The sequence below is a fragment of the Nocardioides sp. BP30 genome (genome assembly GCF_029873215.1).
GTDB lineage: Bacteria > Actinomycetota > Actinomycetes > Propionibacteriales > Nocardioidaceae > Nocardioides.
Genome location: NZ_CP123620.1, coordinates 1,822,097 through 1,847,956, shown reverse-complemented (window position 1 = coordinate 1,847,956; position 25,860 = coordinate 1,822,097). Strand labels below are relative to the sequence as shown.

The following is a 25,860-nucleotide window of genomic DNA, read 5'->3' as shown; positions in this document are numbered from 1 at the left end:
AGGCGTGGACCGGGGGCCTGCTCAGGCCTCGGCGGTGTCGCCGTCGGGGAGCGGCTCGCGGCCCTCGACGTACAGGCGATCATCGCGGCCGGGACGCTTGCGACCCACCACGACGAAGTACGTGAGCGCACCAAGGAAGACGATCAGGGCGGTCCAGTCGTTGAGCCGCAGGCCGCCGAAGGTGTGCTCGACGGAGTCGACCCGCAGGTACTCGATCCAGGCCCTGCCCACGCAGTAGATCATCGCGTAGAGCGCGAAGACCCGACCGTGGCCGAGCTTGAACCGACGCTCGATCCAGAACACCAGGGCCGCCGCACCGAGGTCCCAGAGCGACTCGTAGAGGAACGTCGGGTGGAAGGTGGCGTAGGCGTGGGTCGTGCCGACGTCGTGCTGCACCGAGGAGGGCACCGAGACGTTCTTCCCGCCGACGGTGGTGGGCCAGTTGTCCTGGTCGATCCGCAGCCCCCACGGGAGGCTGGTCGCCTTGCCGTAGAGCTCCTGGTTGAACCAGTTGCCCCACCGTCCGATGCCCTGCGCGACCAGGATGCAGGGGGCCAGCACGTCGGCGAGGGCCGGCAGCCGGATCCCTCGCTGCCGGCAGGCGATCCAGGCGCCGAGGGCGCCCACGGAGATCGCGCCCCACACCCCGATGCCGCCCTGCCAGATGGCGAAAGGCTGCCACCAGGGATGGCCCGCCCCGAAGTAGCGGTCGGAGTCGGTGATCACCGAGTAGAGCCGCGCACCGACCAGACCGAACGGCACCGCCCACAGCGCCACGTCCTGGACCTGGCCCGGGGTCCCGCCGCGCGCCTTCCAGCGCCGCTCGGCCAGCCAGATGCAGACGATGATCCCCGCGATGATGCACAGCGCGTAGCCGCGGATCGGAAGGGGACCGAGGTGGACGACACCCTTGCTCGGGCTGGGGATCGACAACGGCAGCATGCTCGGGCCCTATCTGTGTGCAGCCCTCAGGCTGACTTCTGCAGCAGCGCGTGGATGTCGGCCGCGTACTGGGCCGACGAGGTGTCCATCGTCCACAGCACCCGGGCCTCGTTGTCCGCGCCGATCGCGGTGACCTGCGTGGAGTGGGTGTTGAGGTCGTAGCCGCCGTCGGGCAGCTTCTGGCCCTGGGCGACGTAGACAGCCATCGGCTCGGCGATCGAGGCGATGGTATCGATCGGGCCCGTCAGGCCGATGAACGACTTGTCGTAGTGGTCCAGGTAGCGGCGCAGCACGGTGGTGGTGTCGCGGGAGGGGTCGGTGGTCACGAAGACCACGTCGACCCGCTTGCGGTCGGCGCTGTCGAGGCGGGTCATCGCGCTGGCGAGGTTCGACATCACCATCGGACAGTAGTCAGGGCAGTGCGTGTAGCCGAAGAAGACGAGCGTCAACGGCTTCGCCGTGTCGGTGACCAGGCTGTAGGGCTGGTCGTCGGTGTCGGTGAGCGCCGTCGGCATCACCTTGTAGGCGTCGTGGGTGATGCCGGCGAACTTCGTCCCGCCCCCGCTGCTGCCGCAGGCCGAGACGGCGAGGGCGAGTACGGCGAGGGCCGCGGCCAGGCCGCGGCGCCGCAACGGGCTACGCACCGCGGCGCACCCCGCCCGCCAGGTCCTCGGTCAGCGCTGTCAGCGCACCGAGCGCGGCGGCCCGATCGCCCGGGTGATCCAGCAGCGCGCGGACGAACGCACTGCCCACGATGACCCCGTCGGCATAGCCCGCGAGCTCGGCGGCCTGGTCGCCGTTGCTGACGCCGAGACCCACGCCGATCGGCAGGTCGGTGGTGCTCTTGGCGCGCGCGACCAGCGGTCCGGCCAGCTCGGAGGTGGTGGCACGCGCACCCGTCACGCCCATGACGGCTGTCGCGTAGACGAAGCCCCGACACGCGGCGGTCGTCATCGCGATCCGCTCGTCGGTGCTCGACGGCGCGACCAGGAAGACCTTGTCGAGGTGGTGGGCGTCGGCCGCCGCGATCCACTCCTGGCCGTAGTCGGGCGTGATGTCGGGGGTGATCAGGCCGGCGCCGCCGGCGCTGGCCAGGTCGCGGGCGAACCGCTCGACGCCGTACTTCTCCACCGGGTTCCAGTAGGTCATCACCACGGTGGGCACCCCGGTGGCGGCGACGGCCTCGACGGTGCGCAGCACGTCATGGGTCCGCACCCCGCCGTCGAGCGCCTGCTGGGCGGCAGCCTGGATCGTCGGGCCGTCCATCACCGGATCGCTGTAGGGCAGGCCGATCTCGATCACGTCGCACCCGGCCGCGACCATCGCCTTGATCGCCTCGATCGAGCCGTCCACATCGGGGAAGCCGGCAGGCAGGTAGCCGACCAGGGCGGCGCGGTTCTCGGCCTTCGCCGCGGCGAAGGCGGTACTGGTGCTGGTCACGCGCCGGTCTCCTCATCGGGGTCGCCGAGCTTGAACCACTCCATGGCGGTCCCCATGTCCTTGTCGCCGCGGCCGGAGAGGTTGACCAGCAGGGTCGCCTCGGGGCCGTGCTCCTCGCGCAGCTGCGGCGCGATCCGCAGTGCGCCGGCGAGCGCGTGGGCGGATTCGATCGCCGGGATGATGCCCTCGGTGCGGGCGAGCAGCGCCATCGCGTCCATGGCCTCGACGTCGGTGACCGGCTCGTACGTCGCCCGGCCGCTCTTGGCGAGCCACGCGTGCTGCGGGCCCACTCCCGGGTAGTCCAGACCCGCCGAGATGGAGTGCGACTCGATCGTCTGGCCGTCCTCGTCCTGCAGGACGAAGGTGCGCGCCCCGTGCAGGACGCCCTGGTCGCCCGCGAAGATGGTGGCGGCATGCCGACCCGTGTCCACGCCGTCGCCGCCGGCCTCGAAGCCGTAGATGCGCACCGCCGGGTCGTCGAGGAAGGCGGTGAACAGCCCGATCGCGTTGGAGCCCCCGCCGACGCAGGCGGCGATCGCGTGCGGCAGCGCGCCGTACTGCTCGAGGCACTGCGCGCGCGCCTCGTCGCCGATCCCCCGGGTCAGATCACGCACCAGCGTCGGGAACGGGTGCGGGCCGGCCGCCGTGCCGAACAGGTAGGCGGTCTCGTCCACGCTGGCGACCCAGTCGCGCAGCGCCTCGTTGATCGCGTCCTTCAGCGTGGCGCTGCCGGAGTCGACGGCGACGACCTCGGCGCCCAGCAGACGCATCCGGGCGACGTTGAGCGCCTGCCGCTCGGTGTCGACCTTGCCCATGTAGACGGTGCAGTCGAGGCCGAAGTAGGCCGCCGCGGTGGCGCTGGCGACGCCGTGCTGCCCCGCACCGGTCTCCGCGATCACCCGGGTCTTGCCCATCCGCCTGGTGAGCAGCGCCTGGCCGAGCACGTTGCGGATCTTGTGCGCGCCGGTGTGGTTGAGGTCCTCGCGCTTGAGCAGGATCCGCAGACCGACCTGCTCGCTGAGCCGCTGGGCGTGGTAGAGCGGGCTGGGCAGGTTGGCGTAGTCGCGCAGGATCGCGTCGAACTCCGCCACGAAGGCCGGATCCTGCTTGGCCTCGGCCCAGGCGGCGTCGAGCTCGTCGAGCGCCTTGATCAGCGCCTCCGGCATGAACCTGCCGCCGAAGCCGTCGGCCACGCCGCCGAACCAACCGAGCCGGTCGGCGTCGAAGCTGGTGGTCTCGTTGAGGTGGGTGGTCATGAGGTCAGTCCTGTCATGCTGCGTACGGCCCCCTCGGGGTCCCCGTCCTTGACCAGCGCCTCGCCGACGAGCACCGCGCGGGCGCCCTCGGCGACGTACCGCTGGACGTCGGCGGCCGAGAAGATGCCCGACTCCGCCACCTTCACCCGGTCGTCGGGGATCAGCGGGGCGAGCCGGCCGAAGACGGAAGGATCCACCGCGAGGGTCTTGAGGTTGCGGGCGTTGACGCCGATCAGCTCGGCACCCAGCGCTACGGCGCGCTCGGTCTCCTCCTCGTCGTGCACCTCCACGAGGGCGGTGAGCCCGAGCTCGCCGGCGTAGGAGAACAGCCGCTGCAGCTCCTCGCCGTGGAGAGCCGAGCACATCAGCAGCGCGAGGTCGGCCCCTGCCGCGCGGGCCTCGAGCAGCTGGTACTCCTCGACGATGAAGTCCTTGCGCAGGATCGGGGCGTCCACCGCGGCGCGGACGGCGCGCAGGTCATCCAGCGAGCCACCGAAGCGGCGCTGCTCGGTCAGCACGGAGATGGCGCCGGCGCCTCCGCGCGCGTAGCTGGCTGCGAGGTCGGCCGGATCGGGGATCTGCGCGAGGTGGCCCTTGCTGGGGCTCTTGCGCTTGACCTCGGCGATCACGCTGCTGCCAGCACCACGCAGGTGCGGCATCGGGTCGCGCGGGGCGTCGACGTCGGCGAGGGCCGCGCGGAGATCGGCCACGCCGACCTGCGCCTTGCGCCCCTCGAGATCCTCACGGACTCCGGCGAGGATGTCGTCGAGTACCGACATCATGCCTCCATCAGTGGGTCTCGGTGTGGTAGCCCATCTTCGCCAGCACGAGGAAGACCACGCCGGCGGCGACGACGATGGCCACGCCGATCCAGAACACCACGTAGTTGAGCGGGTCCAGCATGAGCCCGATCGAGCCGACCAGGAAGCCGAGGAGGCCCACGACGACGGCGCTCCAGGCGGCCGGGGTGTTGCCGTGGCTGTCGGACATGCGAACTCCTTGGTGATGCGAAGGCTTGGACGGGTCGTGCTCTGGCAGAGTCTATTCAGTCCGGACGTCGGTCCACGTCCCGGGTCGGGTCGTGGCCCTCGTCCAGGGACTTCCACAGGTCCAGGCTGCTCTGCTCCTCCAGCGGCGTGCGCTCGGCCGCCGGCGTGGCGGTGGCCGAGCGCGCGCCGGTCGGGGCGTCGTACTTCGCACCCATCTCCGGCCACTGCGGCGCCATCCTTACGGCGACGACGGCCATCGCGGCGCTCACCAGCGCCGCGACCAGCGCCACCCAGGGCCACGCGTCGGCGTGGGCGCCGGCGTTGCTGGTGAGCAGGTGGTGCCGGGTGGTGACGACGGTGGGGAGCACCGCCACCGCCGCGGCGCCGGCCAGCACCGCCACGCCCCGACGTACCCAGCGCCGCGTCACCAGCACGACGCCCCACGCAGCGAGGGCCACCAGGGCGAGCGCGGTGGTGGCCGGGCTGTCGAGACCGGCCTGCTGCCCGGCGGCGAACGGATCGGTGTGGCTCAGGCCGACCCAGTGCCGATGTCCGGCGTACGCCGCCAGACCGGCTCCCGCGGCACCGAGCAGCACGGTGGGCCAGAAGGTCCGGCGGCCCTCAGCCATAGACCAGGTCCGCGTCGAAGCAGGTCCGGTCGCCGGTGTGACAGGCGGCGTCGACCTGGTCGACCTTGACCAGCAGCGTGTCACCGTCGCAGTCGAGCCGGATCTCCTTGACGTGCTGGGCGTGCCCCGAGGTGTCGCCCTTGACCCAGTACTCCTGGCGGCTGCGACTCCAGTAGGTGGCGCGGCCGGTCGCGATCGTGCGCGCCAGCGCCTCGTCGTCCATCCAGCCGAGCATCAGCACCTCGCCGGTGTCGTGCTGCTGGACCACCGCCGGCACCAGCCCGTCGGCGGTGCGCTTGAGGCGGGCGGCGATCTGCGGGTCGAGGCTCACCACGCCATTGTCCCAGACGGCGGGCGCCGCTCCGATTCAGGCGCGTTGCTGCGCGACCCAGGAGGCGTACAGGCCCGCATAGACGCTGCCCTCCTGGCGGACGAGGTCGCGGTGCGGCCCGCGCTGCACGATCCGGCCGCGGTCCACCACCACCACCTCGTCGGCGCTCTCGGCGGTGCTGAGCCGATGCGCGATGGTGACGCTGGTCCGCCCGCTCATCAGACGCTCCAGGGCACGGCTGATCCGCATCTCGAGCGCCGGATCGACGGCGGAGGTGGCCTCGTCGAGCACCAGCAGGTCCGGATCCGCCAGCTGCGCCCGCAGCAGCGCGACCAGCTGCCGCTCCCCGGCCGAGAGCGCCTCACCGCGCTGACCGACCCGGGTGAGCACGCCGTGCGGCAGCCCGGCCAGCCAGTCGCCGAGGCCCAGTGAGCCGGCGGCGGCGAGGATCTCCTCGTCGGTCGCGCCGATCCGGCCGTAGCGAGCGTTGGCGGCCAGGGTGTCGTCGAAGAGGAAGCCCTCCTGGGGCACCAGCACGACGCTGCTGCGCAGGCTGCTGCCAGCGATCCGCCGGACGTCGACGTCATCGAGCCGCACCACGCCTGAGGTCGGGTCCATCAGCCGGGTCAGCAGCTTGGCGATCGTGGACTTCCCCGACCCGGTCTCCCCCACCACCGCAACCCGGCGCCCGGGCTCGATCCGCAGCGTTAGGTCGTGCAGGACCGGGGCTCCGCCGGGGTAGGCGAAGCTGACCTCGTCGAAGGTCACGCTCAGCGGACCCCGCGGCAGCCTCGCGCCGTCGGCGCCCGGATCCACGAGGTCGGCGGGGGTGTCCAGGATGCCGATCACGCGCCGCCAGCTGGCCACGGCGTTCTGCGCGTCGGTGAGGATCTGGGACCCGGTCTGGACCGGGCCGACGAACAGCGAGACCAGGAACGCGAAGGCAAGGATCTTGCCGCTGGAGAGGTTCCCGTGGATGCCGAGCTCGACGCCGAGGACGACGACGCCGGCCAGCGCCAGACCACCGGCGAGACCGCCGAGGCTGAAGAAGCCCGCGACCAGGCTCTGCGCCCGGATCTGCGCGGTCATGTTCTCCTCCACCGCCTCGTCGATGCGCTCCTGGGTGCGCGCCTCGACGGCGTACGCCTTGACCACTGCCGCACCCACGACGGGCTCGGCGATCGCGGAGAGCAGGGCGCCGACCTGGCGGCGTACGACGGTGTAGGCCTGCGAGAGGCGACGCTGGAAGAACCGCAGGCTGGCGAAGAGCGGCACGAAGCACGCCCACACCACCAGCGCCAGCTGCCAGGAGTAGATCACCATCACCACGCTGGCGATCAGCATCTGCCCGACGGAGACGACCAGGAGCAGGCCGCCGTAGACCACGAACTGGCTGATCTGGTCGACGTCGCTGGTGACCCGGGAGACCAGCGCGCCGCGACGCTCGGTGTTCTGGGTCAGCATCGGCAGGTCGTGGACGTGGCGGAAGGCCTTGGTCCGCAGCGTGGCCAGGCCGCGCTCCGCGGCGGTGAACAGGCGGGCCGTCATCAGGTAGGAGGCCCAGCTCGCGATGGCCAGCGCGACGGCCGCTCCCACGCCCGTCCAGACGGTGAACGAGACGTCGGGACCGCCGGCATGGTTGAGGCCGTGGTCGAGCGTCTGCTGGACCGCTATCGGCACGATCACCTGGCCCAGGCTGGCGACCACGGCCAGGGCGAGCGTCCGGCCGGCGCCCTCGACCAGCTCGGGCGAGTGCCGCAGCCCGCGCCGGATCGTCTCGATGCCGCCCAGCTGCTCGCCGGTCTCGACGGTGCTCATCGGTCGGCCTCGCTCCGCGCGGGGCCGGTCTCGTGGTCGGTCTCGGTCTCGTAGGCGTTGACGAGCTCGGCGTACCGCGGGCTGGAGCGGAGAAGCTCCTCGTGGGTGCCGCGCGCCACGATCCGGCCACCGTCGAGGTGGACCACCTCGTCGGCCAGGGCGATGGTCGCCTTGCGGTAGGCCACCACCACGAGGGTCGCCCCCTCACCGGTACCGCCGGTCGCGCCGCGCAGCGCGGCCAGGATCCGCTGCTCCACCTCCGGGTCGACAGCGGAGGTGGCGTCGTCGAGGATCAGCAGCCGAGGACGACGGACCAGCGCCCGCGCCAACGAGATCCGCTGCCGCTGACCGCCGCTCAGGCTCGTGCCACGCTCACCGAGCCGGGTGTCCAGCCCCCGGGGCAGCGCCGCCACGAAGCCGTCGGCCTGGGCCGCGCGCAGGGCCGCCCAGACCTCGTCGTCGGCGTACGCGCCCCCCAGAGTGACGTTGCCGCGCACCGTGTCGTCGAAGAGGAACGCCGTCTGCGGCACCATCGCCACCGCCTCGGCCAGGGCACCGGGCGCGAGGTCGCGCAGATCCACGCCGTCGACGCTGATGCTGCCGTCGTCGGCGTCGACCAGGCGGGCCATCAAGGTGGTCAGCGTCGACTTGCCCGACGCGGTCGGACCGACGATCGCGACCGTCCGTCCCGGGCCGACCTCGAAGCTCACGTCTCGCAGCAGCGGCTGCTGCGGCTCGTAGGCGAAGGCCACCGCGTCGACCTCCAGCCGGGCACCTCGGGTGGCATCGCCCGGGGCGGTCCCGGGCAGCCGCGCATCGCCGTACGCGAGGCCTCCGGTCGCGTCCAGGACGTGCTGCACGCGGCGGAACCCGACCACGCTGCGAGGGAACTCCCCCAGCACCCAGCCCAGCGACCGGATCGGGAAGGCCACGATGGTGAGCAGGTAGCCGACCTGGACCACGTCACCGGCGGCGGCGTGACCGTGCAGAACCCGGACCACGCCGACGGCGAGCACGACGAGCACCCCGATGTCCGGCAGCGCCGCCAGGGTCGGATCGAAGGCGGCGCGGATGCGGCCCGCTCGGATGTTGGTGTCGCGCAGCTCCCGCGCCTTGGCGGCGAAGCGTTCGGTCTCCTCACCCTCCCGGCCGAGCGTCTTGACGACCAGCGCACCGTCGAAGGACTCGTGGGCCACCTCGCTGAGCTCGGCACGCAGCTGCTGGGCCCGGGTGATGAGCGGGCTGGCTCGGCGCTGGTAGGCGAGGTTGGTCACGATCACCGCCGGGAAGACCAGCATGCCCAGGCAGGCGAGCACGACGTCGGCCAGGAACATCTGGGCGACCGCTATCACCATCATCGCGATCGTGCCGACCGCCATCGGCAGCGGCGCGATCGGGGCCCAGGCGGCCTCCACGTCGGCGTTGGCGTTGCTCAGCAACTGCCCGGTCGGGTGGGCCTGGTGCCAGGCCAGCGGGAGCCGGAGGTACTGCCGGGTCACGGCGCGGCGGTAGTGAGCCTGCATGCGGTACTGCATGACGCCGGCGCCGAGGCGACGGGCGACCACGCCGACCGCGCGGCCGATCGCGACGGCCACGAAGAGGGCCACCACGGCGACGAGCCAGCCGGGGCCGATGTGGCCGGTGCGGAAGGCCGGCAGGATGACGTGGTCCGTCGACCAGCCGAGCACCCAGGCGTCGGCGACTGTCAGCGCCCCGAACAGGGCGCTGCCCACGGTGGAGAGGGTGAAGATCCACGGTTCGCGCCTGATCGCCACGGCGAGCACCTTGAAGCCGTCAGTCGTGCTCGCCCGCTCCACTCGGGGAATCCTAGGACTCGGCCCCCGTGAGCCTCGCAGCGGTGCGGCTACGGTGGGCGGTGTGACGACCACCCGTGCCGGCTCCCTCGCTCGCCGCGAGCGGCTGGACCTGTGCGACCTCGCGCTCGCGGTCGGGCCTGCCGCACCGACACTGTGTGCGGGCTGGACGGTCCTCGACCTGGTCGTGCACCTGCTGGTGCGCGAGCGCCGGCCGTGGGCCGCCGCCACCACGTCGGTGCCGGCGTTGCGCGGGGTGATGGAGCGGACGTCGGCCGAGCTGCGCAGGGAGCCCTTCCCGGTCCTGGTCGAGCGGTTGCGGACCCCGCCGCTACCGCTGCGGGTGGACGCGCTGGACGCCGTGGTCAACACGGCGGAGCTCTTCGTGCACCACGAGGACGTACGCCGGGCGCAGCCCTCGTGGACCTCCCGCGAGCTCTCCAGTGCCGACGCATCGGCGCTGTGGCGCCAGCTGTCCTTCGCCGGACGGGCGCTGGTGCGGCCGGCCGGCGTGCCGGTCGAGATCGTCTCGGGATCGCGCCGCACCACGCTGCGGCGCGGGGAGGACCCGGTCGTGGTCTCCGGACCGGTCGGCGAGGTCACTCTGTTCATCTTCGGCAGGTCAGCGGTGGAGCGACTGGACTTCTCCGGGCCGGCGGACAGGGTCGAGGCCCTGCGGCGCGCGAAGCTGGGCTGGTAGGTCGCTCGCGGAGCGGCCGCGCGCCACCCCGTCGTCGTACCCCTGGCTTCGGCACGGGTGGAGACAAATCGGTCCGCCCGCCCTTGCCGCGTCGTGACCTCGGTGCGACGCTCGTGCCATGACCACGATCACGAGCATCAGCACTGCCATGTTCACGGTCGCCGACCAGGATGCCGCGATCGAGTTCTACACCCACAAGCTCGGCTGGGAGCTGCGCTCCGAGACGTCGTTCGGCGAGGGCGACCAGGCCGGTCGCTGGATCGAGGTCGCTCCGCCCGGTTCGAGCGCGGTGCTCGCCCTCAACCCGCCGATGAACGGCGAGCCGGGCGGCGGCGCGATCGGCGTGGAGACACCCGACGCCGAGGCCGAGCGGACCCGACTCGGTGGCGTCGACGGCGTCCAGGTGGGCGAGCTGATGGGCGGTGAGGGCCCGGTGCCGCGGATGTTCCCCATCCACGACCCGGACGGGAACTGGATCTGGGTGGTCCAGACCGCCGGCTGACCTTCCCGGGGCCCGCGGCGGGGGTGGCTCGGGTGGCTCAGGCCGGCTCGCGGCCCTCCCAGGTGGTCAGGCATGCGCGGTTGCCCTGCGGGTCGGCGAGCACCCAGTACGCCGGCGCGGCCGAGTCGTCGACCAGCTCACCGCCGGCCTCGATCGCGGCGGCGATGCGGGTCTGGACCACCTCGGGCGGGATGCGCAGGTCCAGGTGCCAGCGCTGCCGCGGCACCTCGTGGGGCTCGGTCGGCTGGAACCAGATGGTCGGTCGGCGGCCGGTCGCGTCGCGGAGCTGGAGCTCGCCCCACGCCTGGACCGGGTCGTAGTCGAGCAACGCCGCCCAGAACGGTCTGATCTGCGCCTCGTCGGCCGAGTCGAGGCCGAGTTCGAGCACGCTCGTCCGTTCGGGGTGCGACGTGGCTCCCGCTGTCGCGGCCAGCTCGCTGATGGCCCGGGCCAGCTCCACGTCACGCACGGTGACCCCACCGGCGTCGTGGCTGAACAGCCGGACGTCGAGGCGTCCGTAGGAGAGATCGAGGTCGGGATGGTGGGCCGCCTCCTCGGCGGCCAGCGCGATCGCGTCGACGAGCCTGACTCCCGTCGCGAAGTCGCCGGTGTCGAAGCTGGCGTGCAGCCGGTCGATCAGCATCCGCCAGTCGGCCAGCTCCGCGCCGACCAGATCCCGCTCTCTCAGCGTGCGCCTCGGGTCCGGCGTCTGTGCCCTGTCGCTCACCCGCCTGAGTTTTGCACAGATCCGGATCCCACGGTGAGGCTCGCGCGGTTCTTTCTCCGGGGGCTGCGTGCTGACGGGTCAGCGTCGGTTTCGTATATCGGCCGCTTAATAGCGCGAATCGACCGCCTTTTTCCACAGCTCTAGACCGGCGCTGGTCAGCGGTTTCTCCCGATCGTATGGTTCCGGTCAGGTGTACTGGTCACGCACCATCTCGGGAGGACCACCATGGGGACAATGCGTCGCGTTCTTGCCGCCGCCATATTCGTCGTGCTGCTTGCCGGCTGCGGCAACAAGGCCCCTGAGGCGCCACCCAGACGAGCGCCCAGCGCGACCACCACGCCCACGGCGTCGAGCGCAACGTCGAGCGCGGCGGTCACGGTGCCGGTCATGCCGGAGGTGGCGAGATCACACACCGAGGCCGGGGCAAAGGCGTTCGTCGTGTACTACTGGCACGTCGTTGACTATGTCCAGCAGACACTTAATACGGCGCCGATCGAAGTCATCTCCGCCACAACTTGCGCGGGTTGCCAGGCAGGGATCGAGGCGATGCGCAAGCTCGCGCGCCGCCATTCGCACCTGACAGGCGGTGCCGAGACGGTCTCTTCTCTGCGCTCAGAGGCGGTGATCCCGAATCACTCGGTGCTGGTCGCCTTCAATCTGACGAACGAGCCGCAACGCGTCGATACCCCGGGCAAGAAGACCGTCTTACATCCCGGCGGGACCACAAATAAACTCATGTCGCTGCTCCCGCGCGAGGACGGCTGGATCGCCGGAGAGTTGCGGAGTCAACCATGATCCGCGCCTTCATCGCTCTCGCTACTACTCTCGCAGTCTCTCTACCTTCGTTCAGCTTCGCCGACGGTCCAGCACACGTTGGTGCGCTCGACGATGCATTTTCTGCCTCCTCGAATTCGGTCGGTAAGAACTCATCCGAAAAGGCAAGCGAATCGTCGTCGGCGCAGACCGGCCACTGGGAAAGTCGGCCCCAATGCGCTCTCGGCGGAAGTCAGGTCTGCGGCGAGGTTCAACTCTGCTCCGATGGCTCGGCCATGCAGCGCCAGGACTATGTGCTCGCTGACGGCACCATTGCGGAGAGCAGATCGTCCTGCCCCGGCGACCCGCCACCCACCACGAACAAACCCACGACCGCCGACATCCGCGCCGCCTTCGAGAAGATCCCGATGGCACCCTCGCCACTCCACATCCAACCGCCCCGCGGCGAGACGCTGGTCAACTTCGACACCATCTTCTACACCGACCCCACCACCCTCGACCGAAGCGTCACTGTCCTCGACTCCACCGTCACGTTCCACATCACCGCCGCGCGTTACACCTGGCACTACGGCGACGGAACCACCGCCGCCACCACCAGCCCCGGCGCGGCCTACCCCCGCCAGACGATCGTGCACCGCTACCCGCACCGAGGACCCGTCACCGTCAGCCTCGACACCACCTACCAGGCCGACTACCGCATCGACCACGGGCCCCGGCACCACCTCCATGCCACCGTCACCATCGCCGGCACACCGACACCCCTGGAGGTCCGCACCGCCACGCCCCACCTCGTCGGCAACTGAGCAATCGCTCAATCCGCCGACACACCCGCCGACACACCGAACAGTCGTTCAGCCCCGCGACCGTACGGCGTAGCGCAGCTCGGCGAACTGCCCGACCTGCTTCACGCCGAACAGGCGGAGCCGCGACGACTCGATCCGGCGCGGTAGGAGCGGTGCGCCCGAGCCCAGCGTGACAGCCGCGACCGACAGCATGATCTCGTCGAGCAGGCCGGCCTCCCAGAACTGACCGGCCAGGTCTCCGCCGCCGACGATCCAGACGTCCTTGCCTGCAGCCGCATCCCGCAGGAGCTCCGCGTGTGCCTCCACCGGCCCGCTCAGCACGCGGATGTCGGCGCCGGGCACCAGCGGCAGATCGGTCCGCGAGGAGAAGACGAAGGTCACCTTCTCGCCGTAGAACTCCTGCCACCTCCTCGGCGCGGCCATCAGGTCCTCGTGCTCGACCACCCAGCGGTAGGTCGTGGATCCCTCGACCATCACCGTGACGCCTTCCACGAAGGCCGACAGACCTGCGATGGAGTCCTCGCCGCCGTCGACGGCGAACAACCAGTCCAACGAGTTGTCGGCATCGGCGAGGAAGCCGTCGAGCGAGGTGGCGGTGGCGTAGACGAACCGGGTCATTCCCCGACGCTAACGCCGCGGCCGGACTCAGCGCACCGGCAGCCCGGCGTCCGACAGGGCCGCCTTCACCTCGCCGATCCGCAGCGTTCCGAAGTGGAAGACCGATGCCGCGAGCACCGCGTCGGCGCCGGCACCGACCGCCGGCGCGAAGTGGTCCGCAGCGCCCGCCCCGCCCGACGCGATCACCGGGATCGAGACCTCGGCACGCACCGCTGCGATCATCGCCAGGTCGAAGCCGTCCTGCGTGCCGTCGGCATCCATCGAGTTGAGCAGGATCTCCCCGGCCCCGAGCGCGGCGGCACGCACGGCCCACTCCACCGCGTCGATCCCGGTGGACTGCCGGCCACCGTGGGTGGTCACCTCGAAGCCCGACGCCGTACCCGGCGCCCGGCGCGCGTCGACCGAGAGCACCAGCACCTGGTTGCCGAACCGGTCGGCGATCTCCGCGATCAGCTCCGGACGCGCGATGGCGGCGGTGTTGACGCCGACCTTGTCGGCCCCCGCCCGCAGCAGCCGGTCGACATCGGCCACGGCGCGGACGCCGCCTCCGACGGTCAGCGGGATGAAGACCTCCTCGGCCACGCGCGAGACCACCTCCATCGTCGTGGCCCGGCCGTCCGCCGAGGCGGAGATGTCCAGGAAGGTCAGCTCGTCGGCGCCCTCCGCGTCATAGGCCCGGGCCAGCTCCACCGGGTCACCCGCATCGCGCAGCGCCTGGAAGTTCACGCCCTTGACCACCCGACCGGCGTCGACGTCCAGGCACGGGATCACCCGTACGGCGAGGCTCATGACGCGCTCCCCCGCGTGACGGCCAGCGCCTCCTCCAAGGACAGCGAGCCGGTGTAGAGCGCCGTACCAGCGATGGCGCCCTCGACGCCGCCGGCCTCGCCGTCCGGGCGGACCAGCGTCATCAGCGCCCGGATGTCCTCGATCGTGGTGACGCCCCCCGAGGCGACGACCGGCGCCGAGGTGCGCGAGCAGACGTCGCGCAGCAGGTCCAGGTTCGGGCCCTGGAGCATGCCGTCCTTGTTGACGTCGGTGACGACGTAACGGGCGCACCCCTCGGCGTCGAGCCGGGCCAGGGTCTCGTAGAGGTCGCCGCCGTCCCGGGTCCAGCCTCGGGCGGCAAGCGTCGTGCCCCGCACGTCCAGGCCGATCGCGACCCGGTCGCCCCACGTCGCGATCGCCGCGGCGCACCACTCCGGCTTCTCCAGCGCAGCGGTGCCGATGTTCACCCGTCGGCAACCGGTCGCCATCGCCGCCTCGAGCGACTCGTCGTCACGGATGCCGCCGCTCATCTCGACCTTGATGTCGAGCCGGCCGACGATCTCGGCCTGCAGCTCACGGTTGGACCCGGCACCGAACGCCGCGTCGAGGTCGACGAGGTGGATCCACTCGGCGCCCATCTCCTGCCAGCGCAGGGCCGCCTCGATCGGATCGCCGAAGCGCTTCTCGGACCCGTCGACGCCCTGGACCAGCTGGACGGCCTGGCCGCCCTTGATGTCGACGGCGGGCAGCAGCTCGAGGTAGGACACGTTCAGGCCTTTCGGAACAACACGGTGTACAGGACGGGGGCCACCAGGACGCTGGCGATCAGGGCGAGCGCACGCCCGGCCCAGGACGGCTCAATCAGCCAGACGACGACGTTGGCCACCACGAGGAGGGCGATCAGCAGCCGGGTCTGGGTGCGGCGGCGCGCGGCGAGGATGCCGGTCTGCCGGCCGCGACGACGCCGACGCGGGCCGAGCCTGCTCGCGCTGACCCCGATCCTGGCCAGGCGCTGTCGTCGCCGCGCGATCGACGCCTCGCGCACGACACGCTCGGCAGCGGCCTCGGCGGCCAGCCGCTCCCGCTCCGCGCGTGCCCGTGCGCGCACCCCGGACGGCATCAGGCCGACTTCAGCGACTGGACCCAGTTGCGCAGCAGCGCGGCGCCGGCGTCGCCCGACTTCTCGGGATGGAACTGGGTCGCCGACAGCGGCCCGTTCTCCACCGCCGCCACGAAGCGGTCACCATGCTGCTGGTCGGGCCCGGTCTCGGCCCAGGTCACCAGCGGAGCCTGCGTGCGATCGTTGGTGACGAGCTCCCAGCGGCGTACGCCGTAGGAGTGCACGAAGTAGAACCGCTCCTCCTCGATCCCGGCGAAGAGCGCCGAGCCGGACGGCACCTCGACGGTGTTCCACCCCATGTGCGGCACCACCGGCGCCTGCAACCGCTCGACCACGCCGGGCCACTCGTCGCAGCCCTCTGTCTCCGTGCCGTGCTCGACGCCTCGGGAGAAGAGGATCTGCATCCCGACGCAGATGCCGAGCACCGGACGGCCGCCGGCGAGCCGACGGCCGATGATCCGCTCGCCGCGGATGGCCCGCAGCCCGCTCATGCACGCCTCGTAGGCGCCCACGCCGGGCACCAGCAGACCGTCGGCCGCCATCGCGGTGTCGAGGTCGCCGGTCAGCTCGACCGATGCTCCGGCCCGCTCCACCGCCCGTACGGCGGAACGCAGGTTGCCCGAGCCGTAGTCGAGGACCACGACCGAGGGAGCCGCCACTACAGGGCGCCCTTGGTCGACGGGATGCCCGACTCGCGCGGGTCGCGCTCGATCGCCTGCCGCAGTGCCCGGGCGAACGCCTTGAACTGCGTCTCCACGATGTGGTGCGGCTCGCGGCCGTCGAGCACCCGGATGTGGGTGGTGATGTAGGCGTGGTGGGCGATGGACTCGAACACGTGCCGTGTCAGGGAGCCGAGGTAGGGCACGCCCGAGCCGTAGAGGAGGACGTGCTCCTGCCCCGCGGGCTCGCCGGAGTGCACGAGGTAGGGGCGACCCGATACGTCGACGACGGCCTGGACGAGGGCGTCGTCGAGGGGCACCGTCGCATCGCCGTACCGGCGGATCCCGCTCTTGTCGCCCAGCGCCTCGCGGATCGCCTGGCCGATGACGATGGCGGTGTCCTCGACCGTGTGGTGGGCGTCGATGTGCAGGTCGCCCTCGGCCGCCACTGTCAGGTTGATCAGGGAGTGCCGTGCGAGCGCGGTGAGCATGTGGTCGTAGAACCCGACACCGGTCGAGATGTCATGGGCGCCGGTGCCGTCGAGATCCAGCTCGACGACGATCTTCGACTCCGACGTCTGGCGCTCGATGCGGGCGGTGCGAGTCATCGCGTGACCTCCAGTAGGGCCTTCTTGAATGCGTCCATCTCGGCGGGGGTGCCGATCGAGACCCGCAACCAGCCGGCCGGCCCGGTCTCGCGGATCAGCACGCCCCGCTCCAGCAGCCCCTCGAAGACCGCGTGCCGGTCGGGGAAGGTGCCGAAGAGGGCGTAGTTCGCATCGCTCTCGGCGACGGTGAACCCCTGCTCGCGCAGCCACGCCACGCACCCGTCGCGCTCCTCGCGCAGCGCGGCGACGTTGGCGAGCAGTTCGTCGGCGTGCCGCAGCGCCGCCTGCGCGGCGGCCTGGGTGAGCGCCGAGAGATGGTAGGGAAGGCGTACGACGCGGACGGCGTCGCAGATCGCCGGGTCGGCTGCGAAGTAGCCCAGGCGCAGGCCGGCCCCGGCGAACGCCTTCGACATGGTGCGGGTGACCACCAGGTTGCGATGGGCGGCGAGCGACTCGAGCGCCGACGGGACGCCGGCGCGGCGGAACTCGCCGTACGCCTCGTCGACCACGAGGACGCCACGCTCCCCGACCGCCTCGGACAGCGCGCTGATGGCGGCGGGGTCCAGCGCCGTGCCCGTCGGGTTGTTGGGGCTGGGCAGCAGGACCACGCTGGGGCGGACCTCCTCGACCAGCGCGCGGGCCTTCTCCAGGTCCAGCGAGAAGTCGGACTCGCGCTGGCCGGTGACCCATTCGGTGCTGGTGTCGCGGGCATACTCCGGGTACATCGAGTACGTCGGCGCGAAGCTCAGCGCTGTCCGGCCCGGACCACCGAATGCCTGCAGCAGCTGGAGCATCACCTCGTTGGACCCGTTCGCCGCCCACACCATGTCGGGGCTGACCGGTGCGTCCCGGGACAGGTAGGCGGCCAGCGCCGAGCGCAGCGCGACGAACTCGCGGTCCGGGTAGCGGTTGAGGCTCGCGGCGGCCTCCGCGACCGAGGCGGCGATGTCGGCGATGCACGCCGCGGAGGGACCGTAGGGATTCTCGTTGACGTTGAGCTGGACGGGTACGTCGAGCTGCGGAGCGCCGTACGGCTCGATGCCGGCGAGCTCCTCGCGGATCGGCGGGAACATCAGCCCTCGACTCCGGTGTCGGCGAACCGCACCGACACGGCCGCCCCGTGTCCGGGCAGATCCTCCGCGTGCGCCAGCGTGACGACGTGGTCCTTGACGGCGGCCAGGCCGTCACGGGAGTAGTCGATGACGTGCACCGACTTGGTGAAGGCACGCACGCTCAGCCCCGAGCTGTGGCAGGCGCAGCCGCCGGTGGGCAGCACGTGGTTCGAGCCGGCGCAGTAGTCGCCGAGGGAGACCGGCGCGAACGGCCCGATGAAGATCGCACCGGCGTTGCGGATGCGACCGGCATCCACCGTGGCGTTGCGGGTCTGGATCTCCAGGTGCTCGGCGGCGTACGCGTTGACCACCGCGATGCCCTGCTCGATGTCGTCGACCAGGACGATGCCCGACTGGGAGCCCGACAGGGAGGTGCGGATCCGCTCGACGTGCTTGGTCACGCTCACCTGCTTGTCCAGCTCGGCCTCCACCTCCTCGGCCAGCGTCTCGGAGTCGGTGACCAGGACCGCCGCGGCCAGCGGGTCGTGCTCGGCCTGGGAGATGAGGTCCGCCGCGACATAGGCCGGGTCGGCGGAGTCGTCGGCGAGGATGGCGATCTCGGTGGGGCCCGCCTCGGAGTCGATCCCGACCTCACCCTTGAGCAGGCGCTTGGCCGTGACGACGTAGATGTTGCCAGGACCGGTGACGAGGTCCACCCGCTCGCACGCGCCCGCGCCGTAGGCGAACATCGCGATCGCCTGGGCGCCGCCGACGGCGTAGACCTCGGTGACGCCGAGCAGCTCGCACGCCGCGAGGATGCTTGGGTGCGGCAGACCGCCCCACTCCCGCTGCGGCGGCGAGGCCAACGCGATGGAGCGAACGCCCGCGACCTGGGCCGGCACCGTGTTCATCAGCACGCTGGAGACGAGGGGCGCCAGGCCGCCGGGGACGTAGAGCCCGACGCGGCCGACCGGCACCTTGCGGTGGGTCACCTGGGCGCCCGGGCCGAGGTCGGTGACGGCGTCGGTCTCCAGCTCGTTCGCGCAGGTCGCCCGCAGGCGCGCGATCGACTCCTCCAGACCGCGGCGGATGGCGGGATCGAGCTCGGCGAGGGCGCGCGTGAGCGCCTCGCGGGGAACCCGGATGTCCTCGACGCGCACGCCGTCGAAGCGCTCGCCGTACTCCACGATGGCGTCCACGCCCCGCGCCTTGACGTCCTCGAGGATCGGCTGGACGGCATGGGTGGCGGCCTCGATGTCGAACTCGGCGCGCGGGACCGCCGCGCGGTAGTCGACCGGGGTGCCGGCCGCCCGGAGGTCGATGCGGCGGATCCGGTGGATCGAGCCTGTCGAGGTCATGGGTCGATTCTACGAGTACGGCGGGGGTGCACCCCGCTCGGACGACGTCATGCGGACGGCGGCCTCGCGCGCCGCGGGCGGGGGTGTGGAGGAGCCACTAGGTTGGGGGCGTGTCCGACACGCTCCCGATGTTCCCCCTGAACGCGGTCCTGTTCCCCGGCGTGACCCTGCCGCTCCATGTGTTCGAAGAGCGCTATCGCGCGCTGGTCGAGCACCTGATGAGCATCGACGACCCCGCCGAGCGGGTGTTCGGCTCGGTGGCGATCCGGGAGGGCTACGAGGTCGGTGACCATGGGGCGCAGTCACTGTTCCGGATCGGCTGCAGGCTGCAGCTGACCGAGGTGGAGGCCAACCCCGACGGCAGCTTCGAGGTGGTCGTCGTCGGTCTCGACCGCATCCAGCTCGACTCCCTCGACGGCAGCGGCCCCTTCCCGGTCGGCACCGTCCAGGACCTGCCCGAGCCGACCGTCGCCGTTCCCGACCACGTCGTCCAGCGTGCCCGCGCCACCTTCTCCGCCTACCGGCTGGCACTGACCGAGTTCCGACCCGACCCGTACGACGGGACGTTGCCGCGCGACGCGGAGTACCTGTCGTGGACCCTCGCCGCCGTCGCTCCGCTGCCGATGGCCGAGCGGCAGGGGCTGCTCGAGGCCAGCGATGCCGAGGAACGGCTGATCCTGGTCACCGACCTGCTGCGCGGGGAGCTGCAGGCGATGAACGTGATCCCGTCGCTGCCCGCGACCGATGTCGCGCGGAACCGGTGGTCGCCGAACTGATCGCCCGACCCGATCGCCGGGCGCCCGCTTCGGGGTGCTGCTACTGGGTGCTCAGCCGCATCAGCCCGTGCACGATGCCGCCGTCGGTCCAGCTGCTCTCGCCGAAGGCCCGCAGATGCCGCAGGTTCGCCCGGGCATCGGCCGAGACGCCGGCGGCGTCACTGTCGAGGATCGTGCGGAGGTGGTCGAAGGAGACGAACGCTGCCGCGCTGGCGGTGTCGGCGTGCGGGATCACGTCGGTGAAGGCGGTGCTCTTGCCCAGGGATCCCTTCTTGGCCAGCTCGGCGCGATAGGCCGGATCCGGACCGACCGCGACCACCCCGTCCCCGCTCGTCGTGCCCAGGAACTGCCCTGCGCCCGGCAGCTTCAGCTTGTCCAGCACCGCGGCGATCTGCTGGGGGTCGCCCTGGACCTTGATGCCGGCTGCCAGCCCGGTCGGATCGGTGGAGTCGCTCAGCGCGTCGGGGTCGACCGACCCCGAGACGGCGAGAGTGACGCCCTTGCCGAACAGGGTCTCGAGGTCGCCGGGCAGGGCCAGACCGGTGAGCTGGGTGAGCCCGCGCGTCACCTTGTCGGCGCTCGAGCCGCACCCCTGGGCGATGCCCTGGGTGAAGGCGGTGAACCAGGTCGCGACCGCCTGAGGGTCGGTGCCGCCGCCCAGGGCGACGGCGGTGTCGGCGGGAAGGGTCGCCAGACCGGTGTCGCCGGCGCCTGCCGTGTCGGCATCGGTGGCTGGCGTCGCCGACTCCACCTCGAAACCGCTGTGCGCGAAGCGCAACGTCGCAGCGCCACCCTGCAGCTTCGAGAGCGCCTGCTCCTGCTGCTTCAGCTGGGAGCTGTCCGGAGCGAGCCCCCCGTTCGCGCCCGCCAGGGGGCAGACCGCCTGCAGCGCCGAGAACGGGTCCGCGCCACCGGAACCGCCGAACGGGTCCAGCGGGTCGTCGTCGCTCGCGGCACTGCGCGCCGCCGCGGTGTAGCCGGCTGTCGAGAAGCCGCTCGCCGACGCGGGAGCGAGGAGGAGGCCCGAACTCAGGTGGTCGACGTAGCGGGCCAGTGTCCTACCGGCGTCCTTGGAGGCGAAGAAGGTCGCCACGCCCGGCGTACCGGTGCGGTCGACCCAGGTCTTGAAGTCGCTGGTGTCGGCCAGCGACGCGCTCTTCGCGGCGGTGCTGACCGACGTGGCGACCGCGTTGCTCTTGCCGATGACGGCCCAGCCGTCGGCGATCGAGAGGCCGTAGGGGTCGCTGTTGTCGCAGCCGAGCAGCTTGGGCAGGTCCTTCTTGGCGGCCGACTCGTCGGTGACGGCGAACAACGTCACCGGTTGCGGTGTGCCGCCGTCGGCACCGGGCACGACGGCTGCCCCGATGTCGTTGCCCAGCCACGGCTCGACGTCCTTGCCCCAGTCCACGTTGCACCCGTCCCCCGCGAGCTGGTCCTGCACGAACAGCTTGCGCAGGTCGCTGCTCGGGTCCAGCGCGTGCCCCTGGGTGAACCCGGGGAACTTGCGCAGCGCCTGGATCGCCGCGATCTTCTGCCCCGCGGACGGATCGAGGTCGATCGCCGCATAGGCCAACGTGTCGCTGGGCAGCCCGGCCGCCGGGCCCGGATCGTGACTCTTGCCGATGTGGCTGGCCGCGAAGACGGTGCCGCCGGCGACCAGGGCGATCGCCGCCACGGCGCCTGCGCCGACGTACCACCAGGTCCGGCCGCGCCGGTCACCCTTCGGGTCGTTCCACGCTCCCCCTTCCAGCGTGAGCACGTCGGTCGGCGGCACCTGGCCGCCCTGCCCGTAGTTGGGCTGGAACCCGGAGGAGGACGAGCCGTAGGCGGGGCCTTCGCTCGGCGGCTGCTGCTGGTCGGACACGACTCCCCCAGGGGCTCGGTGCCGGCGCGAGGTCGACCGGCGAACCCCTCGAAGTCTACGCGGTCGGAGGTCCCGCCGGTGCGGGTTCGCTCCCGTCCTGGGGATGACGGACGGGGGTCCGCTTGGTGACCGTCAGGAAGACCACGCTGAGCGAGGCCAGTGCGCCACCGGGCATCGCCGCCAACATCCACCAGTTGGTCAGCGTCAGCTGGCTGGGCAGCTTGGTGCCGTCGGCCGCCGTCTTGGCGAGGCGTTGCGGGTCTCCGGGCCCCCGGTGCAGACCCACCACGCGCATCAGGTACGCCGCCAGCAGTCCGCCGAGCACCACCGCCGCGAGCGTGACCAGCTCGGCACGGTCGCAGAGCCAGGCCGCGAGCGCCCCGACGATCGCACCGGCGATCATGCCGATCACGACGTACCACCCCGTGCCGGCGAAGTAGGTCGGCTGGGCCCGGTCCCAGGAGAGGGGATACCAGACGTGCTTGACCACGGCCCCCTGCGCCGGGCTCCACGCCGCGGCCCAGATGAAGCCGCAGATCACGCCGATCACGGCGAAGGCGACCACGATGGCGCCGGCCTGGATCAGAGCGACGCGCAGGACCGCGCTGCGGGCAGCGGGTCCTCGCTCGGCGGGTCGAACGGGCTCGGCCGCTCCACCGGTGCCGGTGGTCAGCTGGTCAGACATCCAGGTCCCAACAGGTGCTTGAGGTCGGCGAACAGCGCTGAGCTCGGGGTGACGCGGAGACGGTCGTCGAGCCGCAGCACCCGGGTGGACTCACGCGTGAGCAACCGTAGCCGGACCTCGGTCATCCCGGGGTGCGCGGCGAGCACGTCCCGCAGCTGTGCCACCACCGGCGGCGTGCATCGCGTGGCGGGCAGACTCACCACCACCGGACCGCTCGGGCCATCGGTCAGGTCCGGAGCGCTGACCTCCTGGCCGCGGATCTCCGGCTGCTCCTTGTCCCGGGAGAGCTGACCCTTGACCCGGATGATCGCGTCCTCGATCAGGTGCGGAGCCGCCAGCACGTAGCTGCTGGGGAAGAAGAGCACCTCGATGGCTCCCTCGAGATCCTCGATGGTGACGGTCGCCCACGGATCACCCTTCTTGGTGATCCGCCGGTTCACCCCGGTGACCAGGCCGCAGATGGTGATCGTGCTGTTGTGCGGACGGGTCTCGTCGCCGAGCAGCTGTCCGATGGTGCAGTCGGACCCGTTGGCGAGGACGTGCTCGAGACCGAACAGGGGGTGGTCGGAGACGTAGAGGCCGAGCATCTCCCGCTCGTGGCCGAGCAGGGTCATCTTGTCCCACTCGTCGATGTCGGGGATCGTCACCGAGACGCCGAAGGAGCCACCGAGGTCGTCGTCGAGGCCGCCGAAGAGCGAGTCCTGGCCGATCGCCTCGTTGCGCTTGATGTCGACGAACTGGTCGACAGCCGTCTCGTGCACGGCGACCAGGGCGCGGCGGCGGTGCTTCATGTCGTCGAAGGCACCCGCCTTGATCAGCGACTCGATCACGCGCTTGTTGCACGCCGTGGCCGGCACCTTGGCGAGGAAGTCGTTGAAGTCCTCGTAGCGGCCCTTCTCCTCGCGGGCGCTGACGATCCCGTCGACGACGTTCCAGCCGACGTTGCGCACCGCTGTCAGGCCGAAGCGGATGTCGTTGCCGACGGCGGTGAAGTTGTGGGCCGACTCGTTGACGTCGGGGGGCAGGACGTTGATCTTCATCCGGCGGCACTCGCCGAGATAGATCGCCATCTTGTCCTTGTCGTTCTTGACCGAGGTCAGGAGCGCGGCCATGTACTCGGTCGGGTAGTTCGCCTTGAGGTAGGCGGTCCAGTAGGTGACCACGCCGTAGGCGGCGGAGTGGGACTTGTTGAACGCGTAGTCGGCGAACGGGACCAGGATCTCCCACAGCGTCTTGACCGCGTCCTTGGGATAGCCGCGCTCCAGCATGCCGGCTTCGAAGCCGGCGTACTGCTTGTCCAGCTCCTCCTTCTTCTTCTTGCCCATGGCGCGACGCATATTGTCTGCGGCGCCCAGGGAGAAGCCGGCGAGCACCTGGGCGATCGCCATCACCTGCTCCTGATAGACGATCAGGCCGTAGGTCTCGCCCAGCACCGGCTCCAACGCCTCCGCGAGCGCGGGGTGGATCGGCTCGATCGGCTCGCGGCCGTTCTTGCGGTGGGCGTACTTGTTGTGCGAGTCGGCGCCCATCGGGCCGGGTCGGTAGAGGGCGGAGACGGCGGTGATGTCGGCGAACTGGTCCGGCAGCATGGAGCGCAGCAGCGCGCGCATGCCGCCGCCATCGAGCTGGAAGACGCCGAGCGTGTCTCCGCGACCCATGAGCTCATAGGTCGCCCTGTCGTCGAAGGGCAGGTCCTCGAGGACGAGGTCCTCGCCGCGGTTCGCCTTGATGTTGGCGACAGCGTCCTCGAGCGTGTGCAGGTTGGACAGGCCCAGGAAGTCCATCTTGACCAGCCCGAGCGACTCGCACATCGGATACTCGAACTGGGTGATGATGGCGCCGTCCTGCTTCGGGTCCATCAGGGGGACCACGTCGAGCAGTGGCTCGCTGGACATGATCACGCCGGCGGCGTGCACGCCCGTCTGGCGGATCTGACCCTCGAGGCCGAGCGCCACCTCGTAGATGCGCCTGACCTCGGGGTCGGCGTCGTGCAGCGCCCGGAACTCCCCGCCCTCGCTGTAGCGCTTGTGCTCGGGGTTGAACAGCTCCTTGAGCGGAACGCCCTTGCCCATCACGTCCGGCGGGAGCGCCTTGGTGATCCGGTCGCCGATGGCGAAGCCGTGGTCGAGGATGCGGGCGGCGTCCTTGATCGCCTGCTTGGCCTTGATCCGGCCGAAGGTGGCGATCTGCGCGACGCGCTCGGAGCCGTACTTCTCGGTGACGTACTGGATGACCTCGCCTCGGCGGTGGTCGTCGAAGTCGATGTCGAAGTCCGGCATCGAGGGACGCTCGGGGTTGAGGAAACGCTCGAAGAACAGACCGTGCTCCAGCGGACACAGGTCGGTGATCTTCAGCGCGTAGGCGGCGATGGACCCAGCGCCGGAGCCACGGCCCGGGCCGACCCGGATGCCGTTGTTCTTCGACCACTGGATGAAGTCCGCGACCACCAGGTAGTAACCGCAGTAGCCCTTCTGGGAGATGATCGCGAGCTCCATCTCGACCCGGTCCTTGACCTCCTGGGTGAGCCGGTCGCCGGGGTAGCGCAGCTCGATGCCGCGCCATACCTCCTTGCGGAACCAGCTCTCCTCGGTCTCCCCCGCCGGGATGTCGGCGCGCGCCATGTAGCCACCGGTGGACTCGGTGAACTCGACCTCGCACCGCTCCGCGATGAGCAGGGTGTTGTCGCAGGCCTCCATCAGGTCCTGGGAGCCCCACAGCTCACGCATCTCCGCCGCCGACTTGATGTAGTAGCCGGTGCCCTCGAAGGCGAACCGCTTCCCGCCCTGGGCGTAGGTCGGCTCGGAGAGCCGGCTGCCGGAGTTGACGCACAGCAGCGCTTCCTGGGCCGCGGCGTCCTCGGGGTTGTTGTAGTGCGAGTCGTTGGTGGCGATCGGCTTGATGTTCATCTCGCGGCCGAGGCGGAGCAGGTCGTCGCGGACCCGCTTCTCGATCGAGATGCCGTGATCCATCAGCTCGAGGAAGACGTTGTCCTTGCCGAAGATGTCCTGCAGCTCGCCGGCCTCGCGCACGGCCTCGTCCCACTGGCCCAACCGGAGCCGGGTCTGGATGGCGCCGCTGGGGCAGCCGGTCGAGACGATCAGGCCCTTGCTGTAGGTCTGCAGCAGCTCCTTGTCCATCCGAGGCTTGAAGTAGTAGCCCTCCAGGCTCGCCCTCGAGGACAGCCGGAACAGGTTGTGCATGCCCTCGGTCGACTCGGCCCACATCGTCATGTGGGTGAAGGCTCCGCCGCCGGAGACGTCGTCGCCGCCCTCCTCGGACTGGTCGCCCTTGCCCCAGCGGATCTTCTTGCGCTCGCCGCGCGGGGTGCCGGGGGTGAGGTAGGCCTCGATGCCGATGATCGGCTTCACGCCGTACTTCTTGGCCTTGGAGTAGAAGTCGTAGGCGCCGTGCAGGTTGCCGTGGTCGGTCATCGCGATGGCCGGCATCTGCAGATCGCTGGTGCGCTTGAAGAGACCGTCGAGCAGGGAGGCCCCGTCCAGCATCGAGTACTCGGTGTGGACGTGGAGGTGGACGAACGAGTCGCTCGACATCTCACGCTCCTTCTCGCTGGGTCGATCTGGGCATGCGTCATCAGGGTCGGTCGCAAGCCGCGGCCAGGCTCTGGGG

The 25,860-nt window shown here is 71.0% G+C and carries 27 protein-coding genes; 5 read left to right on the top strand and 22 right to left on the bottom strand.

Going from position 1 to position 25,860, the window contains the following annotated elements:
• Positions 1 to 21: 21 nt before the first annotated feature.
• The 10 genes from lgt to P5P86_RS08670 are packed head-to-tail and all read right to left on the bottom strand — an operon-like array spanning position 22 to position 9,222.
• Positions 22 to 942: a prolipoprotein diacylglyceryl transferase gene (gene lgt, locus P5P86_RS08715; RefSeq protein WP_280610926.1), complete on the bottom strand. Its 921-nt coding sequence runs from the start codon at positions 940 to 942 to the stop codon at positions 22 to 24.
• 26 nt (positions 943 to 968) lie between these two features.
• A complete protein-coding gene (locus tag P5P86_RS08710) occupies positions 969 to 1,586 on the bottom strand; it encodes an SCO family protein (RefSeq protein ID WP_280610925.1) in 618 nt (205 codons plus the stop codon).
• Positions 1,579 to 2,382 (bottom strand): tryptophan synthase subunit alpha, encoded by an 804-nt coding sequence (gene trpA / locus P5P86_RS08705; protein WP_280610924.1) that lies wholly within the window; start codon positions 2,380 to 2,382, stop codon positions 1,579 to 1,581. Before trpA ends, P5P86_RS08710 begins: the two co-directional genes overlap by 8 nt.
• Positions 2,379 to 3,638 (bottom strand): tryptophan synthase subunit beta, encoded by a 1,260-nt coding sequence (gene trpB / locus P5P86_RS08700; RefSeq protein ID WP_348537912.1) that lies wholly within the window; start codon positions 3,636 to 3,638, stop codon positions 2,379 to 2,381. The genes trpA and trpB overlap by 4 nt, the downstream gene beginning before the upstream one ends.
• Positions 3,635 to 4,417, bottom strand: coding sequence for an indole-3-glycerol phosphate synthase TrpC (gene trpC, locus P5P86_RS08695; RefSeq protein ID WP_280611232.1), 783 nt, complete (start codon positions 4,415 to 4,417; stop codon positions 3,635 to 3,637). The genes trpB and trpC overlap by 4 nt, the downstream gene beginning before the upstream one ends.
• Positions 4,418 to 4,427: 10 nt before the next feature.
• A complete protein-coding gene (locus tag P5P86_RS08690; RefSeq protein WP_280610923.1) occupies positions 4,428 to 4,628 on the bottom strand; it encodes an HGxxPAAW family protein in 201 nt (66 codons plus the stop codon).
• Between the two features lie 55 nt (positions 4,629 to 4,683).
• Positions 4,684 to 5,256 carry a Trp biosynthesis-associated membrane protein gene (locus P5P86_RS08685; RefSeq protein WP_280610922.1) on the bottom strand — a complete coding sequence of 191 codons (573 nt, stop codon included), beginning with the start codon at positions 5,254 to 5,256 and terminating at the stop codon, positions 4,684 to 4,686.
• The gene (gene hisI, locus P5P86_RS08680) at positions 5,249 to 5,590 is read right to left on the bottom strand and encodes a phosphoribosyl-AMP cyclohydrolase (protein ID WP_280610921.1); all 342 of its coding nucleotides are present in this window, start codon (positions 5,588 to 5,590) and stop codon (positions 5,249 to 5,251) included. The genes P5P86_RS08685 and hisI overlap by 8 nt, the downstream gene beginning before the upstream one ends.
• A 33-nt stretch (positions 5,591 to 5,623) precedes the next feature.
• Complete coding sequence (locus P5P86_RS08675) at positions 5,624 to 7,405, bottom strand: ABC transporter ATP-binding protein (protein WP_280610920.1); 1,782 nt, start codon at positions 7,403 to 7,405, stop codon at positions 5,624 to 5,626.
• The gene (locus tag P5P86_RS08670) at positions 7,402 to 9,222 is read right to left on the bottom strand and encodes an ABC transporter ATP-binding protein (RefSeq protein ID WP_280610919.1); all 1,821 of its coding nucleotides are present in this window, start codon (positions 9,220 to 9,222) and stop codon (positions 7,402 to 7,404) included. Before P5P86_RS08670 ends, P5P86_RS08675 begins: the two co-directional genes overlap by 4 nt.
• Before the next feature lie 61 nt (positions 9,223 to 9,283).
• Here P5P86_RS08670 and P5P86_RS08665 point away from each other — a divergent pair, with 61 nt between their 5' ends.
• Together P5P86_RS08665 and P5P86_RS08660 are read left to right on the top strand one after the other, a co-directional pair.
• Positions 9,284 to 9,919 carry a TIGR03085 family metal-binding protein gene (locus tag P5P86_RS08665; RefSeq protein WP_280610918.1) on the top strand — a complete coding sequence of 212 codons (636 nt, stop codon included), beginning with the start codon at positions 9,284 to 9,286 and terminating at the stop codon, positions 9,917 to 9,919.
• Between the two features lie 118 nt (positions 9,920 to 10,037).
• Positions 10,038 to 10,421: a VOC family protein gene (locus tag P5P86_RS08660; RefSeq protein ID WP_280610917.1), complete on the top strand. Its 384-nt coding sequence runs from the start codon at positions 10,038 to 10,040 to the stop codon at positions 10,419 to 10,421.
• A gap of 37 nt (positions 10,422 to 10,458) precedes the next feature.
• Here the strand turns inward: P5P86_RS08660 and P5P86_RS08655 are convergent, their stop codons facing one another.
• A complete protein-coding gene (locus P5P86_RS08655) occupies positions 10,459 to 11,148 on the bottom strand; it encodes a 4a-hydroxytetrahydrobiopterin dehydratase (protein WP_280610916.1) in 690 nt (229 codons plus the stop codon).
• A gap of 234 nt (positions 11,149 to 11,382) precedes the next feature.
• Between P5P86_RS08655 and P5P86_RS08650 the strand changes: the two genes are divergently transcribed.
• Positions 11,383 to 11,943, top strand: a complete 561-nt coding sequence (locus tag P5P86_RS08650) for a DUF6318 family protein (protein WP_280610915.1) — start codon at positions 11,383 to 11,385, stop codon at positions 11,941 to 11,943.
• A 386-nt stretch (positions 11,944 to 12,329) separates the two neighbouring features.
• Positions 12,330 to 12,725, top strand: coding sequence for a hypothetical protein (locus P5P86_RS08645; protein ID WP_280610914.1), 396 nt, complete (start codon positions 12,330 to 12,332; stop codon positions 12,723 to 12,725).
• Positions 12,726 to 12,773: 48 nt separating this feature from the next.
• On the opposite strand, the gene P5P86_RS08640 is transcribed toward P5P86_RS08645, so the two are convergent.
• From P5P86_RS08640 to hisD, 8 genes are read right to left on the bottom strand one after another with little or no spacing between them, the layout of a single operon-like run.
• Complete coding sequence (locus P5P86_RS08640) at positions 12,774 to 13,343, bottom strand: dihydrofolate reductase family protein (protein ID WP_280610913.1); 570 nt, start codon at positions 13,341 to 13,343, stop codon at positions 12,774 to 12,776.
• A gap of 27 nt (positions 13,344 to 13,370) precedes the next feature.
• A complete protein-coding gene (gene hisF / locus P5P86_RS08635; protein WP_280610912.1) occupies positions 13,371 to 14,132 on the bottom strand; it encodes an imidazole glycerol phosphate synthase subunit HisF in 762 nt (253 codons plus the stop codon).
• A complete protein-coding gene (priA, locus tag P5P86_RS08630; RefSeq protein WP_280610911.1) occupies positions 14,129 to 14,878 on the bottom strand; it encodes a bifunctional 1-(5-phosphoribosyl)-5-((5-phosphoribosylamino)methylideneamino)imidazole-4-carboxamide isomerase/phosphoribosylanthranilate isomerase PriA in 750 nt (249 codons plus the stop codon). Before priA ends, hisF begins: the two co-directional genes overlap by 4 nt.
• Positions 14,879 to 14,880: 2 nt before the next feature.
• On the bottom strand, positions 14,881 to 15,231 hold the full coding sequence (locus P5P86_RS08625; protein WP_280610910.1) for a hypothetical protein: 351 nt from the start codon (positions 15,229 to 15,231) through the stop codon (positions 14,881 to 14,883).
• A complete protein-coding gene (gene hisH, locus P5P86_RS08620; protein ID WP_280610909.1) occupies positions 15,231 to 15,890 on the bottom strand; it encodes an imidazole glycerol phosphate synthase subunit HisH in 660 nt (219 codons plus the stop codon). Before hisH ends, P5P86_RS08625 begins: the two co-directional genes overlap by 1 nt.
• Entirely contained in the window at positions 15,890 to 16,498 is a 609-nt protein-coding gene (gene hisB / locus P5P86_RS08615; RefSeq protein WP_280610908.1) for an imidazoleglycerol-phosphate dehydratase HisB, read from the bottom strand. Before hisB ends, hisH begins: the two co-directional genes overlap by 1 nt.
• Positions 16,495 to 17,571: a histidinol-phosphate transaminase gene (locus P5P86_RS08610; protein WP_280610907.1), complete on the bottom strand. Its 1,077-nt coding sequence runs from the start codon at positions 17,569 to 17,571 to the stop codon at positions 16,495 to 16,497. The genes hisB and P5P86_RS08610 overlap by 4 nt, the downstream gene beginning before the upstream one ends.
• Positions 17,571 to 18,908, bottom strand: a complete 1,338-nt coding sequence (gene hisD, locus P5P86_RS08605; RefSeq protein WP_280610906.1) for a histidinol dehydrogenase — start codon at positions 18,906 to 18,908, stop codon at positions 17,571 to 17,573. Before hisD ends, P5P86_RS08610 begins: the two co-directional genes overlap by 1 nt.
• Before the next feature lie 110 nt (positions 18,909 to 19,018).
• Between hisD and P5P86_RS08600 the strand changes: the two genes are divergently transcribed.
• Positions 19,019 to 19,684, top strand: coding sequence for an LON peptidase substrate-binding domain-containing protein (locus tag P5P86_RS08600; protein ID WP_280610905.1), 666 nt, complete (start codon positions 19,019 to 19,021; stop codon positions 19,682 to 19,684).
• 40 nt (positions 19,685 to 19,724) lie between these two features.
• Here P5P86_RS08600 and P5P86_RS08595 read toward each other — a convergent pair whose 3' ends face one another.
• From P5P86_RS08595 to dnaE, 3 genes are read right to left on the bottom strand one after another with little or no spacing between them, the layout of a single operon-like run.
• Positions 19,725 to 21,548 carry a DUF3352 domain-containing protein gene (locus tag P5P86_RS08595; RefSeq protein WP_280610904.1) on the bottom strand — a complete coding sequence of 608 codons (1,824 nt, stop codon included), beginning with the start codon at positions 21,546 to 21,548 and terminating at the stop codon, positions 19,725 to 19,727.
• A 55-nt stretch (positions 21,549 to 21,603) separates the two neighbouring features.
• Positions 21,604 to 22,233: a hypothetical protein gene (locus tag P5P86_RS08590; RefSeq protein WP_280610903.1), complete on the bottom strand. Its 630-nt coding sequence runs from the start codon at positions 22,231 to 22,233 to the stop codon at positions 21,604 to 21,606.
• Positions 22,218 to 25,784 carry a DNA polymerase III subunit alpha gene (gene dnaE, locus P5P86_RS08585; RefSeq protein WP_280610902.1) on the bottom strand — a complete coding sequence of 1,189 codons (3,567 nt, stop codon included), beginning with the start codon at positions 25,782 to 25,784 and terminating at the stop codon, positions 22,218 to 22,220. Before dnaE ends, P5P86_RS08590 begins: the two co-directional genes overlap by 16 nt.
• Between the last annotated feature and the right edge of the window lie 76 nt (positions 25,785 to 25,860).

Excerpts from the sequence above, each read along its gene's own strand:
- hisD (WP_280610906.1), bottom strand. The coding sequence starts at position 18,908 with ATGACCTCGACAGGCTCGATCCACCGGATCCGCCGCATCGACCTCCGG.
- P5P86_RS08650 (WP_280610915.1), top strand. The coding sequence starts at position 11,383 with ATGCGTCGCGTTCTTGCCGCCGCCATATTCGTCGTGCTGCTTGCCGGC.
- P5P86_RS08610 (WP_280610907.1), bottom strand. The coding sequence starts at position 17,571 with ATGTTCCCGCCGATCCGCGAGGAGCTCGCCGGCATCGAGCCGTACGGC.
- trpB (WP_348537912.1), bottom strand. The coding sequence starts at position 3,638 with ATGACCACCCACCTCAACGAGACCACCAGCTTCGACGCCGACCGGCTC.
- P5P86_RS08690 (WP_280610923.1), bottom strand. The coding sequence starts at position 4,628 with ATGTCCGACAGCCACGGCAACACCCCGGCCGCCTGGAGCGCCGTCGTC.
- trpC (WP_280611232.1), bottom strand. The coding sequence starts at position 4,417 with ATGTCGGTACTCGACGACATCCTCGCCGGAGTCCGTGAGGATCTCGAG.
- lgt (WP_280610926.1), bottom strand. The coding sequence starts at position 942 with ATGCTGCCGTTGTCGATCCCCAGCCCGAGCAAGGGTGTCGTCCACCTC.
- P5P86_RS08640 (WP_280610913.1), bottom strand. The coding sequence starts at position 13,343 with ATGACCCGGTTCGTCTACGCCACCGCCACCTCGCTCGACGGCTTCCTC.
- P5P86_RS08685 (WP_280610922.1), bottom strand. The coding sequence starts at position 5,256 with ATGGCTGAGGGCCGCCGGACCTTCTGGCCCACCGTGCTGCTCGGTGCC.
- hisF (WP_280610912.1), bottom strand. The coding sequence starts at position 14,132 with ATGAGCCTCGCCGTACGGGTGATCCCGTGCCTGGACGTCGACGCCGGT.
- P5P86_RS08675 (WP_280610920.1), bottom strand. The coding sequence starts at position 7,405 with ATGAGCACCGTCGAGACCGGCGAGCAGCTGGGCGGCATCGAGACGATC.
- P5P86_RS08645 (WP_280610914.1), top strand. The coding sequence starts at position 12,330 with ATGGCACCCTCGCCACTCCACATCCAACCGCCCCGCGGCGAGACGCTG.
- hisB (WP_280610908.1), bottom strand. The coding sequence starts at position 16,498 with ATGACTCGCACCGCCCGCATCGAGCGCCAGACGTCGGAGTCGAAGATC.
- dnaE (WP_280610902.1), bottom strand. The coding sequence starts at position 25,784 with ATGTCGAGCGACTCGTTCGTCCACCTCCACGTCCACACCGAGTACTCG.
- P5P86_RS08590 (WP_280610903.1), bottom strand. The coding sequence starts at position 22,233 with ATGTCTGACCAGCTGACCACCGGCACCGGTGGAGCGGCCGAGCCCGTT.
- P5P86_RS08660 (WP_280610917.1), top strand. The coding sequence starts at position 10,038 with ATGACCACGATCACGAGCATCAGCACTGCCATGTTCACGGTCGCCGAC.
- P5P86_RS08625 (WP_280610910.1), bottom strand. The coding sequence starts at position 15,231 with ATGCCGTCCGGGGTGCGCGCACGGGCACGCGCGGAGCGGGAGCGGCTG.